General features: G+C 39.6%; 12 protein-coding genes. 10 read left to right on the top strand and 2 right to left on the bottom strand.

Annotation, left to right across the window (positions count from 1 at the left end):
* Positions 1-112: 112 nt before the first annotated feature.
* Entirely contained in the window at positions 113-973 is an 861-nt protein-coding gene (locus M2419_RS13400; protein WP_028068906.1) for an RNA polymerase sigma factor RpoD/SigA, read from the bottom strand.
* A 390-nt stretch (positions 974-1,363) separates the two neighbouring features.
* Here M2419_RS13400 and M2419_RS13395 point away from each other — a divergent pair, with 390 nt between their 5' ends.
* A complete protein-coding gene (locus M2419_RS13395; RefSeq protein WP_046675813.1) occupies positions 1,364-1,585 on the top strand; it encodes a helix-turn-helix transcriptional regulator in 222 nt (73 codons plus the stop codon).
* On the opposite strand, the gene fmt is transcribed toward M2419_RS13395, so the two are convergent.
* Complete coding sequence (gene fmt, locus M2419_RS13390; protein WP_259255239.1) at positions 1,582-2,499, bottom strand: methionyl-tRNA formyltransferase; 918 nt, start codon at positions 2,497-2,499, stop codon at positions 1,582-1,584. The genes M2419_RS13395 and fmt overlap by 4 nt on opposite strands.
* 150 nt (positions 2,500-2,649) lie before the next feature.
* Between fmt and M2419_RS13385 the strand changes: the two genes are divergently transcribed.
* The 9 genes from M2419_RS13385 (at position 2,650) to M2419_RS13345 (ending at position 13,562) form a co-directional block, all read left to right on the top strand.
* Positions 2,650-3,867, top strand: a complete 1,218-nt coding sequence (locus M2419_RS13385; RefSeq protein WP_120334705.1) for an ABC transporter permease — start codon at positions 2,650-2,652, stop codon at positions 3,865-3,867.
* A 115-nt stretch (positions 3,868-3,982) separates the two neighbouring features.
* The gene (locus tag M2419_RS13380) at positions 3,983-6,106 is read left to right on the top strand and encodes a cation:proton antiporter (RefSeq protein ID WP_259255238.1); all 2,124 of its coding nucleotides are present in this window, start codon (positions 3,983-3,985) and stop codon (positions 6,104-6,106) included.
* 25 nt (positions 6,107-6,131) lie between these two features.
* The gene (gene icd / locus M2419_RS13375) at positions 6,132-7,394 is read left to right on the top strand and encodes an NADP-dependent isocitrate dehydrogenase (RefSeq protein WP_259255237.1); all 1,263 of its coding nucleotides are present in this window, start codon (positions 6,132-6,134) and stop codon (positions 7,392-7,394) included.
* Positions 7,395-7,450: 56 nt separating this feature from the next.
* The gene (locus M2419_RS13370) at positions 7,451-7,708 is read left to right on the top strand and encodes a hypothetical protein (protein WP_182984269.1); all 258 of its coding nucleotides are present in this window, start codon (positions 7,451-7,453) and stop codon (positions 7,706-7,708) included.
* Positions 7,709-7,894: 186 nt separating this feature from the next.
* Positions 7,895-8,965 carry a 3-phosphoserine/phosphohydroxythreonine transaminase gene (gene serC, locus M2419_RS13365; protein WP_259255236.1) on the top strand — a complete coding sequence of 357 codons (1,071 nt, stop codon included), beginning with the start codon at positions 7,895-7,897 and terminating at the stop codon, positions 8,963-8,965.
* 144 nt (positions 8,966-9,109) lie between these two features.
* Positions 9,110-10,057, top strand: coding sequence for a D-2-hydroxyacid dehydrogenase (locus tag M2419_RS13360; protein WP_075991985.1), 948 nt, complete (start codon positions 9,110-9,112; stop codon positions 10,055-10,057).
* A gap of 125 nt (positions 10,058-10,182) precedes the next feature.
* Positions 10,183-11,496, top strand: coding sequence for an aspartate kinase (locus tag M2419_RS13355; protein WP_259255235.1), 1,314 nt, complete (start codon positions 10,183-10,185; stop codon positions 11,494-11,496).
* 15 nt (positions 11,497-11,511) lie between these two features.
* Positions 11,512-12,672 carry a diaminopimelate decarboxylase gene (gene lysA / locus M2419_RS13350; RefSeq protein WP_259255234.1) on the top strand — a complete coding sequence of 387 codons (1,161 nt, stop codon included), beginning with the start codon at positions 11,512-11,514 and terminating at the stop codon, positions 12,670-12,672.
* 137 nt (positions 12,673-12,809) lie between these two features.
* The gene (locus M2419_RS13345; protein WP_182332723.1) at positions 12,810-13,562 is read left to right on the top strand and encodes a prolipoprotein diacylglyceryl transferase; all 753 of its coding nucleotides are present in this window, start codon (positions 12,810-12,812) and stop codon (positions 13,560-13,562) included.
* The last annotated feature ends 3 nt before the right edge of the window (positions 13,563-13,565 follow it).

Below are 13,565 nucleotides of genomic sequence, written 5' to 3'. Positions count from 1 at the left end.
GGGTTGCCTGCTCAGTAGGCAACCCTTTTTCTATTGGACAAAAAATTATGGACAAAAAAAATCCCAACCATTTCTGATTGGGATTGCCAAAATGTCTAATAAGTATCTCTTGTTAACCCAAATAGGATTTTAAGATTTTGCTTCTTGAAGTGTGTCTCAAACGCTGAAGAGCTTTATCTTTGATCTGACGAACACGTTCACGTGTCAAATTGAATTTCTCTCCGATTTCCTCTAACGACAATTGGTGATTGGAACCTAAGCCAAAGAAAAGTACGATAATTTCACGTTCTCTTTCTGTCAATGTTGCCAATGATCGTTTGATTTCTTCTGATAGAGATTCATCAATCAAAGAACTGTCTGTGTCTGGATCATGGTTCTCCAAAACGTCCAAAAGTGTGTTTTCTTCACCTTGAACAAAGGGAGCGTCCATAGATACGTGACGGCCAGAGTTGCTTAGGGTATCCGAAACCTTGTCTACTGTGGTTTCAAGGATATCCGCCAATTCTTCTGGAGATGGTTCCCGTTCGTATTCTTGTTCTAGTTTTGAGAAAGCCTTACTGATTTTGCTCAATGAACCGACTTGGTTCAATGGCAGACGTACGATACGCGATTGTTCAGCAATTGCTTGAAGAATAGATTGGCGAATCCACCAAACGGCATAAGAAATGAATTTAAACCCCTTTGTCTCGTCAAAACGTTTAGCTGCTTTAATTAAGCCCAGGTTACCTTCATTGATTAAATCACCTAAGGTTAAACCTTGATTTTGATATTGTTTTGCTACTGATACTACGAAACGAAGGTTGGTTTTAGTCAATTTTTCCAAGGCAACTTGATCGCCCTCGCGGATACGCTGTGCTAATTCTACTTCTTCTTCTGCTGTAATTAAGTCTACTTTACCAATTTCGTGTAAGTATTTGTCCAAAGACTGTGACTCACGATTGGTGATAGATTGTGTAATTTTGAGCTGTCTCATTAATTTTTATTAATTCTCCTCTCTAAGAAATGTTTGCGAAAATACGAAAAATTTTTGAATTATTAATGGAAAATTGATTATCTAGCCACTCATATTTAATGAGTTAGGTTTTTTTGAGTTTCAATTTTTAATCATCAAAAACTATTCCATTTTAATATTTTTTTTCTTCTTATCTGTTGCTGTAATATTCAACTGTTTGATATTTAAAGTGCTAAAGGGTTTAATTTTTTTTTCTTATTCTAGACAATTTAACTCGGTAGTAGCTGATTTATTATGCAATATGCATTCCTCAAATTTATTTTAAAATGATAATTTTATGATAAAACAAAAAGATGGATCTTTTGTTTTATTAGTGACATTAAATAAATTTAAAAGAATAAAAATTATATTATGCCAATCTTAATTCACTTGGATAAAATAATGAAAGAGAAAAAGATGTCGCTTAACCAATTGAGTGACAATGTCGGAATTACCCTTTCCAATCTTTCAATCATCAAGAATCAAAAGGCGAAGGCATTGCGATTAGATACCCTTGAAGCAATATGCAAAGCGCTAGACTGTCAGCCTGGTGATCTGCTGCAATATTATGATGGTGGTGACGAAAAAGGCTAAAATCGATAACCTTTTAAAAAATCGACTACATTCATTCTTTTCTTGCCTTCGAGTTGAAGGTCAGAAATGACAATATAGCCGTCTTGCGCCGCAATTTTTAAGAAACTTTTCTTGTCAGTTTCTATGGTTCCCGGTATTGTAGCTGTATTGACAAGTTCTTTTTCTGTGCTATAGATTTTTAGTACCTTATCATTTAAGAGGGTAAATGCCGCTGGATAGGGGCTTAAACCGCGAATGAAGTTATAAACTTGCGCAGTGGGCTGATCCCAGTTTATTTTACAGTCTTCTTTGAAAATTTTTGGAGCATGTTTGAGCGGCTCCGTTGTGAGAAGAACTTCCTGAGGTTTGGGCTGCAAGGTTCCAGCCTTTAAATGCTGGATGGTTTGCAGCAGAGTTTCTGCTCCGGCCACCATGAGGTTGTCGTGAAGATCACCGGCGTTGTCTGTTTCTTTGATGGCAACTTTTTTCGACAATAAGATGTTTCCTGTATCGATTTCGTGCTGTAGTAAAAATGTCGTTACGCCCGATTCTTTCTCTCCATTGATGATTGCATGATTTATCGGTGCTGCACCCCGGTACTGTGGAAGGAGTGAGGCGTGGACATTGATTGTTCCAAATTTAGGCATATTCCAGACAATTTCAGGAAGCATGCGGAACGCAACCACAACCTGTAGGTCCGCCTGAAAACTTTTCAGCTCATCTAAAAATGCCTCATCACGGAGTTTCACTGGTTGAAGAACTGGGATGTTATGTTGCGTAGCAAATATTTTCACAGCAGATTCATGTATTTTTTGTCCACGTCCTGCAGGTTTGTCCGGTACCGTAACCACAGCGACAACTTGTTCGCCAGACTGAATCAGTGCTTCAAGTGAAGCTACAGCAAAATCGGGAGTACCCATGAAAATAATACGCATAATACTTGTAATTTTTATAAAACCCTTTAAACCAGTACAGGGGCCTCCTCGTTGAATAGCCTACTGAAAAACGCCTAATTATTTGTCATTTCAGTTTTGTAAATAACAAATTTTTATAACTTTGCGAAGTTACATAAATATATTGAAAGCTTGAATTTTCCTTATTTTTTAGCAAATCGGATCGCATTTTCTGGAAAAAGAACGTTCTCAAAATTGATCGTTCGGGTGACTATTGGTGCAATTGCTCTTGCTATTGCAGCGATTATCATATCTATTGCGGTATTGCGTGGATTTAAGGGAGAGATTATCAGTAAGCAACGGAGCTTTTTTGCCGATGTATTGGTTTTACGTTACGACCTGAATAAGTCTTACGAAAATTCACCCATAACACTTACACCGGAGGTTCGTAAGTCCATATTGGCGATTCCCCAAGTCAACTCAATCAGTTCCTTTGCGACCAAGGCCGGGATTATTAATGTCAACGATGAAGTTGAAGGAGTGGTTCTTAAAGGTATTGATTCCTTGTATAATCAGCAGCCCTTTCAACGTATGCTGGTGGAAGGGAGTATGATAGACTTTAAATCGGATAATGCGGATAATCAGATTTTGGTGTCCAAGTATCTCGCAGATCGACTGCTCCTAAAAGTCGGTGACGATTTTATTATGTATTTCGTGCAGGATCCTATACGTAAACGTAAATTTGTCATTAAGGGCATTTTTAATACAGGCTCCGAAGAATTAGATAAGGTCTATGTGATCGGGTCTCTAAATGTCATTCGTAAACTGAGCAACCTCGATGATCATGAAGTAGGGGGCTATGAGATTCGGATTAAAGATTTTAGTCAGCTCGAACAGACAACGAACAAGGTTGAAGATCTGTTGCCTATCGATATGCAGGCAATCAATATCAAGGATCAGGTCCCGGATATTTTTCAATGGCTGGAATTGCTTGATATGAATACCAAAATCATTTTTATACTGATGACGGTCGTTGCTATTATCAATATGATCTCCGCCTTGCTGATCACCATCCTTGAGCGGACTTCAATGATCGGTATCTTAAAGGCATTGGGGTATCACAATGCCGGAATTCGCCGCGTCTTCATGTACAGTGCCTTGTACCTCATCGGTCTGGGATTATTAATCGGTAATCTTATTGGCTTAGGTTTTTACTTTTTTCAGGATTTTACCCATTTCTTTAAATTGGATGAGAAGACCTACTATATCTCCTATGTGGCCGTTCAACTTCAATGGTCTGATGTGATTTTGGTCAATTTGGCTGTCGTGTTTATCGGAATGATCTCATTATTTATTCCGTCAATGCTAATTACCAAGATTAGTCCGATCAAAGCCATTTCTTTTAAGTAACACTACTTTTAGGCCTCGCTTTCTTGAAAAAATCGTATTTTTAGTGCTGTTAACTATTTTTCGAGCTGTATAGAAAAATAAGTATATACATATTACGGCTAGTATACAAGCACTTATGAATAAAACTTTTGAGCATATTTCCCACGCTTTCGAAGCGCCTTTACAAAATCCTGTACTTATATTTTCGCTGGTACTTTTTATTATCCTGTTGTCACCGATCGTACTGCGACCGATTAAGGTTCCGGGTATTATTGGATTGATTATATCTGGCGTTATTATTGGACCACATGGACTCAACTGGTTGGAAAAAAACTCCGCTATCACGCTGTTTTCAACAATAGGCCTGCTCTATATCATGTTTATCGCCGGTTTGGAGTTAGATATGAATGAGTTTAAAAAGACCAAGAATAAGAGTTTACTTTTTGGCTTTTTAACATTTATTGTTCCGATCAGTATTGGCTATCCCGTTTGTCATTTTTTATTGGGCTACGGTGTTTTGCCGAGTTTGTTGATATCAAGCATGTTTGCTACCCATACGCTGGTTTCTTATCCCATCGTAAATAGCTATGGTATTTCTAAAATGGAGGCTGTTGCGATCACGATAGGTGGAACAATCCTGACGGATACGGCCGTGCTGATTATTCTTGCGGTGATTACCGGCGTTTCCCAAGGAAATATTGGCAATGAATTTTGGCTTACCCTAGCGATTTCCTTTGCTATCTTCCTGTTTATCATGTTTGGTGTTATCCCAAGGATCGCAAAATGGTTTTTTGAGCGCTTGGGGAGTGAGAAGACATCCAATTATATCTTCGTTCTCTCTGTTGTGTTTTTTGCTGCATTTTTAGCGGAAATTGCCGGCCTTGAGCCGATTATTGGGGCTTTCGTTGCAGGTCTGGCCCTCAACAAACTGATACCACATTCTTCCGCTTTGATGAACCGAATTGAGTTTATCGGCAATGCGATTTTTATTCCTTTCTTCTTGATATCTGTGGGGATGATTGTCGATGTCAGCGTGATTTTGAAGGGGCCGCAGGCACTTATTATTGCCGGGACACTGACCGTTGTGGCTATCGTCAGTAAATATGTGGCCGCTTGGTTGACGCAGCTCGTTTTTAAATATAGCCGTGGTCAGCGCAATCTGATATTTGGTTTAAGTAGTGCTCATGCTGCTGCAACACTGGCTGTAATCATGGTTGGACATAAAAACGGTATTATCGATGAGAATGTGCTTAATGGTACGATTCTGTTGATTTTGGTTACCTGTATTGTCGCTACAGTGGTTACGGGAAATGCCTCGCGTAAAGTGGTTATGGATGGTGAGCAGGACGAAGAGCATACAGATGTGGTGAAGGAAAAAGATGAAAACATCTTGATATCTATCGCTAACATGGATAATATGGAGCCGATTTTAGATTTTTCAACCTATATTAAAAGTAAGAAATGTTCCTATCCCGTCAATATCGTGTCCGTTGTGAAGGATAATGAACAGGCTCAATTAAACATGTCCAAAGCACGGAAGAACCTGGATAATATGGTCAGGTATGCTTCGGGGAGTGAAACAAACGTTAATATAAGTGCTACAATAGATTTAAACATCGCCAGCGGAGTTGCACGGTCGGCAAAAGAAGTTTCTGCCAATTGTATTGTTTTGGGCTGGCCAAGTGCGGCCAATTTTATGGATAAGTTTGTCGGAGAGAAAACGGAAAGTATTTTAAATAGAACCTCGGCTAATGTGATGTTATGTCATTTTAAAAAGCCTTTTATTTCTAATAAATCCATTGTCGTTTTTGCACCACCCATGTGCGAGGCAGAATTTGGGTTTGAGTATTGGCTGGAGAAGGTTGTTAAACTTGCGCAGGAGTTATCTGTTCCGGTAACATTTGTTGTCGATGAACGCTCTGCTGCCGCCATTAAAGAACATCTTGTTGAGCTGAAAAACTCTGTTCCTGTCACCTTTGAACATTACGATGCCTGGGACAATTTGCAGGGCCTTAAAGCGTTTAAGGAAGAAGATGCGATGTTTATTTTTGTTTCGGCCAGAAATGGAGAAGTTTCCTATCGTGATTCTTTAGATGGGGTAGCAAAGAAATTAGATCGAATTTATGCAAACGAAAATCTTGTTTTAGTGTTTCCTAGTAGAGTGGAAAACGCACACATCGACGAGTATGAAGATGTCGAAGCTGCTCCAATCTTTAGAAAAATTAGCAAAGAAATCGGAAATATGTTTAATAAGGGATAGTAATTGTCCGTTAAAATTGAAGGTTATGTCAAATAAGATTACAATGTCAAGTGAAGGAGCTTTACAGGTTCCAGATTTCCCAACAATTCCTTTTATTATCGGCGACGGTATTGGTCCTGATCTTTGGCATGCGGCAGTGCGTGTTTTTGATCAAGCGGTGGAGAAAGCGTATGATGGAAAACGGAAAATAACGTGGAAGGAGGTGCTGGCAGGTGAAAAAGCTTTTAACGAAACAGGCGAATGGCTACCAAAAGGTACCCTAAATGTACTAAAAGAATACCTTGTTGGAATTAAAGGGCCGCTAACCACGCCAGTAGGCGGCGGGATCCGTTCTTTGAATGTTGCTTTACGTAAGGATTTGGATCTCTACGTATGTCAGCGGCCGACAAAATGGTTTGTGGGCGTCCCTTCGCCAGTCAAACATCCGGAATATGTGGATATGGTGATTTTTCGTGAAAATACGGAGGATATTTATGCTGGAATAGAGTTTCAGGCGGGAACAGCTGAAGCCAACAGGTTTCAGGATTTCTTGCATGATGAGCTTGATATTGATTACAATTTTTCGGCCACAACAGGAGTCGGTGTCAAACTGGTTTCTGAGGAAGGGTCGAAAAGATTGGTCCGTGCAGCGATAGAACATGCTATTCATCACAATTTACCTTCAGTGACGATTGTTCACAAAGGAAATATCATGAAATTTACAGAGGGTGCTTTTAAGATTTGGGGGTATGAGGTTGCTGAAACGGAATTTGCCGACAAAACGTATACCTGGGGACAGTGGGAGCGAACGAAAGCAGAAAAAGGTGCGGAGGTTGCCAACCAGGAACAAAAGGAGGCCTTGGATTCAGGTAAAATTTTGATTAAAGATATTATTGCCGACAATTTTTTACAGCAGATCTTACTTAATCCACGGGATTTTTCTGTTGTGGCAACTTTAAATCTGAACGGTGATTATATTTCTGATGCGCTAGCCGCAATGGTTGGCGGCATAGGGATCGCACCGGGGGCTAATATTAATTTTAAAACAGGGCATGCTGTTTTTGAAGCTACTCATGGCACAGCACCTCGTTTTGCAAATACCAATACCATGAATCCTTCATCGGTTATTTTAAGCGGTGTTATGTTATTCGAATACCTTGGATGGACAGAAGCTGCGGCAGCAATTGTTAAGGCCTTGGGCGAAACAATAATTGCCAAGACCGTGACCGTAGATTTTTACAATTTGATGGATGATGCTACATTAGTCAAAACAAGTGAATTTGCAGATCGAATTATCGAAAAAATATAAGAATTTTATTTTCTGAGATATTAAGCAGAAATTTGAATAAAATTTCTGCTTTTTTTATGGATTACAATCAGCTTCCACCCTTTATAAGGGAATCGAACATTTTTACGGAGAACGAGAAAATTAAGTTGGCTCAGATCGAACGTTTACCCACGCCACAAGAGGTCGATGATATAACTAGTCTCCCTGAAATTTACGAATTGTTAAATGCCTTTATTGGCGATCAATCCGCCCGTAATACCCACCTTCAACTCAAGGCTAAGGAGTATTTACAAGATAATCAGGTAGATATGGCGTGGAAAGTGCTGCTTATTTGATGTTTTTTGCATTGAACTAGGTGTTTGTTGTGCGATCTTTTTATTGAAATCATTTAGAATTTTATAAATTTTCAATAAAAAAACAGATTAGTTGAAAAATATATAATTTTATTTTACCTTTGGTTTTTAAACAACGGATTGCTTAGCTAGGGTTAAAGAATAGCAATCAAACAAACTATAACATCAATGAAACATAATTTTGGAGCAGGTCCATGTATTCTGCCAAAGGAAGTATTTCAACAAGCCTCAGAAGCTGTAATTGATTTTAACAACACCGATTTATCAATTTTAGAGATCTCTCACCGTTCCAAAGAGTTTGAAGCAGTGATAGATGAAGCCACACAATTAGTACGCGAGTTATTGTCAGTACCTCAGGGATACTCGATTCTTTTCCTTCAAGGAGGGGCTAGTTTGCAATTTGCAATGGCGCCGTTGAATCTTTTACCTGAAGGAGGTAAAGCTGCTTATTTGGATACTGGTGTCTGGGCTACAAAAGCATTAAAAGAAGCTAAAAAATTCGGTACAGTAGATGTTGTAGCTTCGTCGATTGATAAAAATTATTCCTACATCCCTAAGGGATATGCCATCCCAACAGATGCTGCATATTTTCATTATACAGCTAACAATACCATTTACGGTACTGAGGTTTTTGATAAGCCTGAAACGGCGTTGCCAGTGGTTGTTGATATGTCTTCTGATATTTTCTCACGTGAGATCAATGTTGCTGACTATGATTTGATCTATGCTGGTGCTCAAAAAAATATGGGCCCTGCAGGTGTTACACTCGTGATTGTTAAAGATGATATCTTAGGTAAATCAGGACGTGTTCTTCCGTCGATGTTGGATTATCAATTGCATATCAATGGTGGTTCAATGTACAATACTCCACCGGTATATTCGATCTTTGTTTCGATGTTAAACCTTCGTTGGTTAAAAGCAAAGGGCGGTGTTTCTGTATTGGAGCAAGAGAATATCATCAAAGCACGTGCTTTATACGATGAAATCGACCGTAACCCACTGTTCAAAGGTACTGCAGCTGTTGAAGATCGTTCACGCATGAATGTTACTTTTGTAATGGATACACCAGAGTTGGAAGCTGAATTTTTGGCTTTGGCAAAAGAGCGTAATTTGATCGGAATCAAAGGTCACCGTTCTGTAGGTGGATTTAGAGCTTCGATTTACAATGCTTTACCATTAAGCAGCGTAAATGCGTTGATTGATGCAATGAAAGAATTTGAGGACACGCATACGGCCTAAGGGACTGTGCATGTTGCTGAAATTTAGTAGTTGACAAACAGATAATTAGTTAGATTAAGAATTATAGAGGTCGTATTGTATTCACCTGGTTGGATCTTCCGATGAGTTGAACGGCACTGATACCTTTAAAAACGAATTATAAAGATGAAAATATTAGCGAATGACGGTATCGATCCACTAGGAAAGAAAATGCTGGAAGATGCAGGTCATAGTGTAGATACAACTCATATTCCACAAGAAGAGCTGCCAGAAAAACTCCTTGCTTATGATGCAATCACGGTACGTAGTGCAACTAAAGTACGTCAGGCCCTGATTGATGGCTGCCCTAACTTGAAAGTTATCGGCCGTGGTGGAGTAGGCATGGATAATATTGATGTAGACTATGCCCGTTCAAAAGGGATTGCTGTTGTCAATACTCCTGCGGCATCTTCTTTATCAGTTGCTGAGCTGGTTTTTGCTCACCTATTGAATGGTGTACGTTTCTTATACGATTCAAATAGAAAAATGCCTGTTGAGGGCAATACAAAATTTGGCGCCCTTAAAAAAGCTTATGGAGCTGGTACTGAGCTTCGTGGTAAAACTATCGGTATCGTTGGATTTGGTCGTATCGGTCGCGAAGTTGCCAAAATCGCCATTGGTCTGGGGATGGATGTGGTTTACACGGATTTGTTCGAAGGACCAAAAACATTAACCATAACACTTTCAGGTGGTATACAAGTTGAGGTACCTATTCAACAAGTGGAGATGGACAACTTATTTAAAGTTTCAGATTTTATCTCTTTACACGTTCCATTTTTGGATAAACCAGCTATCGGAGCTGCAGAGTTCCCATTATTGAAAGATGGTGTTGGCTTAGTTAATGCCTCGAGAGGTGGTGTTATTGATGAATTGGAATTAGTGAAAGCATTGGATTCGGGTAAAGTTGCATTCGCCGGTTTAGATGTATTCGATAATGAACCTACTCCACGCGAGGAGATCTTAAAACATCCAAAAATTTCGTTGACGCCACATATTGGAGCGGCAACCAATGAAGCTCAAGAAAGAATCGGCGAAGAATTGGCCGGTCTACTGATCGAAAACTTGAAGAAGTAATTCTTCCGCATAACATCTAAGATATGCGGCACAAAACTTTCATGATTTTGTGCCGCATTTTTTTTAATATAAATTCATGAATTGCCTATATTGGCACACAGAAATTTAATAATTGTAACTTCAGTATGAAAGTTTTAAAATTTGGTGGTACTTCCGTGGGGAGTGCAGCACGTATCAAAGGGTTGTTGGATATTGTAAACCCTGCTGAACGTCAGATCGTCGTATTGTCCGCGGTTGCTGGAACGACAAATGCTTTGGTTGAAATAGGTCAAGCTTACACAGCAGGTAAGAAGGACGAAGCTAAAGATTTGGTCAAGAAGCATAAGGATAAGTACGAAGACCTCATTAAAGAACTTTTCAGCACTGAACAAGGATATAAAAATGGTAAAGAATTGATCGATTACCATTTTAATCTGATTTCTACCTTAGCCAATGAGTTATTTACACCTATTGAAGAAAAAGTTATTTTGGCGCAAGGAGAATTGATGTCTACTGCTTTATGGCATTTCTATTTGAATGAAATCGGCATAAAATCCGTGTTGTTGCCAGCCCTGGATTTTATGAAAATTGATGAAGATAATGAGCCTATGGTGGAATACATTGGCGAAAAACTAAGTCGTATTTTGGCACAGAGCCCAGGAAATACGTTATTTATCACACAAGGTTTTATTTGCCGAAATTCATTTGGTGAAATCGATAATTTGCGCCGTGGCGGTTCAGATTATACGGCTTCATTGATCGGCGCAGCAATCCGTGCCGAGGAAGTTCAGATCTGGACGGACATCGATGGGATGCACAATAATGATCCTCGTGTTGTCAAAGGAACAACACCGATTGCACATCTAAGCTTTGATGAAGCTGCGGAGCTGGCTTATTTCGGTGCTAAAATTTTACATCCACAATCGGTATTCCCCGCGCAAAAATATAACGTTCCAGTTCGTTTATTGAACACGATGGAGCCCAATGCAAAAGGGACTTTGATCAGTAAGGACGGTGCTCAGAAAGGTTGTATTCGCGCCATTGCCGCGAAAGACGGTATCACGGCAATTCACATCCATTCATCGCGTATGCTACTTGCCTATGGTTTCCTACGTCGTGTTTTTGAAATATTCGAGCGTTATAAAACACCAATCGATATGATCACAACTTCGGAAGTGGCGGTATCGTTGACCATTGATGATACAACCAATTTGGCTGATATTATCAAAGAAGTGGAGGATTTTGGTTCTGTAACAGTAGATGGTGATCAGACCATTGTATGCGTTGTAGGCGATTTTGGTTTGAATAGCCACGGTTATGCTGCTCGCGTACTTGACGCTGTAAAACACCTTCCAGTTCGTATGATTTCTTACGGTGGTTCAGACTTTAATGTGTCGATTCTATTGAATTCAGATCATAAAACAGAAGCATTACGTTCATTGCACAATCGTTTATTTTAAGAAGTAGGTTTTTATATGATAAATACAGGTATCGCGGCGAAGTTTGCAGAGAAAGAAACGCCGTTTTATTATTATGATCTGAATGTGTTAAACAAGACCCTAGAGGCTGCGCATGCTGCGTCCCACAAACGGGGATTTCATGTTCACTATGCATTAAAGGCCAATTTTAATGACGAGTTGTTGAAGGCGATTCAAGAGATCGGCTTTGGTGCGGATTGTGTGAGTGGCAATGAGGTAAAGAAAGCCATTGAATGCGGCTTTGATTCCAAGAAAGTCACTTTTGCGGGAGTTGGTAAATCCGATAAGGAAATCAATTATGCGCTCGATCAAAATATTTTTGCTTTTAATGTGGAATCCATTCAGGAGCTTGAGGTCATCAATGAGCTTGCCTCAAAAAAAGGTGTAAAAGCAAATGTGGCCTTACGGATCAACCCAAATGTGGATGCACACACCCATCATTATATTACAACAGGGCTTGACGAAAACAAATTTGGTGTGCCAAATGCCGATTTGGAAAAATGTGCAGCCGTGCTTAAAAAATGTGAATCTATTGAATTGGTTGGTCTTCATTTTCACGTAGGTTCACAGATTACGGATATGACCGTATTCAAAAGCCTGTGCGTGAAGGTCAATGAATGGAAAAACTGGTTTGAAGAACGCGGTACACAAATTCGTGTATTGAATGTCGGTGGCGGATTGGGGATTGATTATAAAAATCCTGATGGAAATACAATTCCTGATTTTGAAGCTTATTTTGATATTTTCGACCGCTTCCTGGAGCGTACAGCACAGCAAGAAGTGCACTTTGAATTGGGGCGGGCTTTGGTCGCACAATGCGGAAGTCTTGTTAGCCGCGTGTTGTATGTCAAAAATGGTGTCAAGAAAAATTTCTTGGTATTGGATGCTGGAATGACTGAATTAATGCGCCCGGCCTTGTATCAGGCCTATCATAAAATTGAAAATATCAGCGCGACAGACAGCGCCGAATCCATTAACTACGATGTGGTTGGGCCAATCTGTGAATCGTCCGACTGCTTTGGTAAGGAAGTGCCACTTCCCATTTCAAAACGTGGCGACTTAATTGCCATTCGTTCCGCAGGTGCTTATGGCGAAGTGATGGTCTCGCGTTATAACCTACGTGAGGAAATCCGATTTGTGTATAGCAATCAGCTATAAGCTCCCGTTTTTAAAATATTTATTTAAAAGCCAGTCTGTTCTTCAGACTGGCTTTTTGGTTTTAATAATTTTGTCCTATATGCAGAAACTTTTGTTTATCATTTTTTTGATCGTCTTTCGTATACTTGTTTATGCTTATGGCGATTGAATTTCCGGTTACGATAGATTTGTTTGGAAAAACATTTCTCTTACATCCTTTTATGGAAGGATTGGGGATGTTTATTGGTATGCGTTATTATCAGTTGCTCAAATGGAAGGATCAGGAAAGTTTAGGGCATACCAATTCCCTTCTTATTGTTATTGCTGCCGGCCTAGGGGCTTTAATCGGCTCACATGTCATCGGTTCCCTCGAGCGCCCGGCTGAATTGCTCAATGCGACACACAAATGGGCTTACATTTGGGTGAACAATACGATAATCGGTGGTTTGGCAGGAGGTTTGGTTGCCGTGGAAGGGATGAAAAAGATCATGGGTAAAAAAGAAAGTACTGGTGATCGGATGGTCTTTCCCTTGATTAGTGCAATTTCCATTGGTAGGGTAGGTTGTTTTTATACAGGTGTATTCGAGCAGACCTATGGTTTACCCACAACGTCTCCATTGGGGATGTATCTGGGGGATGCCTATAAACGGCATCCGGTAGCGCTGTATGAAATCGTATTTTTACTGCTCTTATTTGTAGGACTCCAACTTTTTAAACGACGATACAATTATCGAAATGGCGTGTTGTTTCAGCTTTTTATGCTTAGTTATTTTAGTTTTCGTTTCCTGCTGGACTTTATCAAGCCACGGGCAATTATACTTTTGGGGCTAAGTACCATACAAATTACGTGCATCGTGGTGATAATTTATTATATTTATTTATTAAAAAATGAACGTTTAATCAAAAAATAGAAA

Source organism: Sphingobacterium sp. BIGb0116 (genome assembly GCF_024808035.1).
Taxonomy (GTDB): domain Bacteria; phylum Bacteroidota; class Bacteroidia; order Sphingobacteriales; family Sphingobacteriaceae; genus Sphingobacterium; species Sphingobacterium paramultivorum.
The sequence above is the reverse complement of the archived record's forward strand: the minus strand, read 5'-3'. Positions and strand labels throughout refer to the sequence as shown.

Excerpts from the sequence above, each read along its gene's own strand:
- M2419_RS13400 (WP_028068906.1), bottom strand. The coding sequence starts at position 973 with ATGAGACAGCTCAAAATTACACAATCTATCACCAATCGTGAGTCACAG.
- M2419_RS13395 (WP_046675813.1), top strand. The coding sequence starts at position 1,364 with ATGCCAATCTTAATTCACTTGGATAAAATAATGAAAGAGAAAAAGATG.
- fmt (WP_259255239.1), bottom strand. The coding sequence starts at position 2,499 with ATGCGTATTATTTTCATGGGTACTCCCGATTTTGCTGTAGCTTCACTT.
- M2419_RS13380 (WP_259255238.1), top strand. The coding sequence starts at position 3,983 with ATGAATAAAACTTTTGAGCATATTTCCCACGCTTTCGAAGCGCCTTTA.
- icd (WP_259255237.1), top strand. The coding sequence starts at position 6,132 with ATGTCAAATAAGATTACAATGTCAAGTGAAGGAGCTTTACAGGTTCCA.
- M2419_RS13370 (WP_182984269.1), top strand. The coding sequence starts at position 7,451 with ATGGATTACAATCAGCTTCCACCCTTTATAAGGGAATCGAACATTTTT.
- serC (WP_259255236.1), top strand. The coding sequence starts at position 7,895 with ATGAAACATAATTTTGGAGCAGGTCCATGTATTCTGCCAAAGGAAGTA.
- M2419_RS13360 (WP_075991985.1), top strand. The coding sequence starts at position 9,110 with ATGAAAATATTAGCGAATGACGGTATCGATCCACTAGGAAAGAAAATG.
- M2419_RS13355 (WP_259255235.1), top strand. The coding sequence starts at position 10,183 with ATGAAAGTTTTAAAATTTGGTGGTACTTCCGTGGGGAGTGCAGCACGT.
- lysA (WP_259255234.1), top strand. The coding sequence starts at position 11,512 with ATGATAAATACAGGTATCGCGGCGAAGTTTGCAGAGAAAGAAACGCCG.
- M2419_RS13345 (WP_182332723.1), top strand. The coding sequence starts at position 12,810 with ATGGCGATTGAATTTCCGGTTACGATAGATTTGTTTGGAAAAACATTT.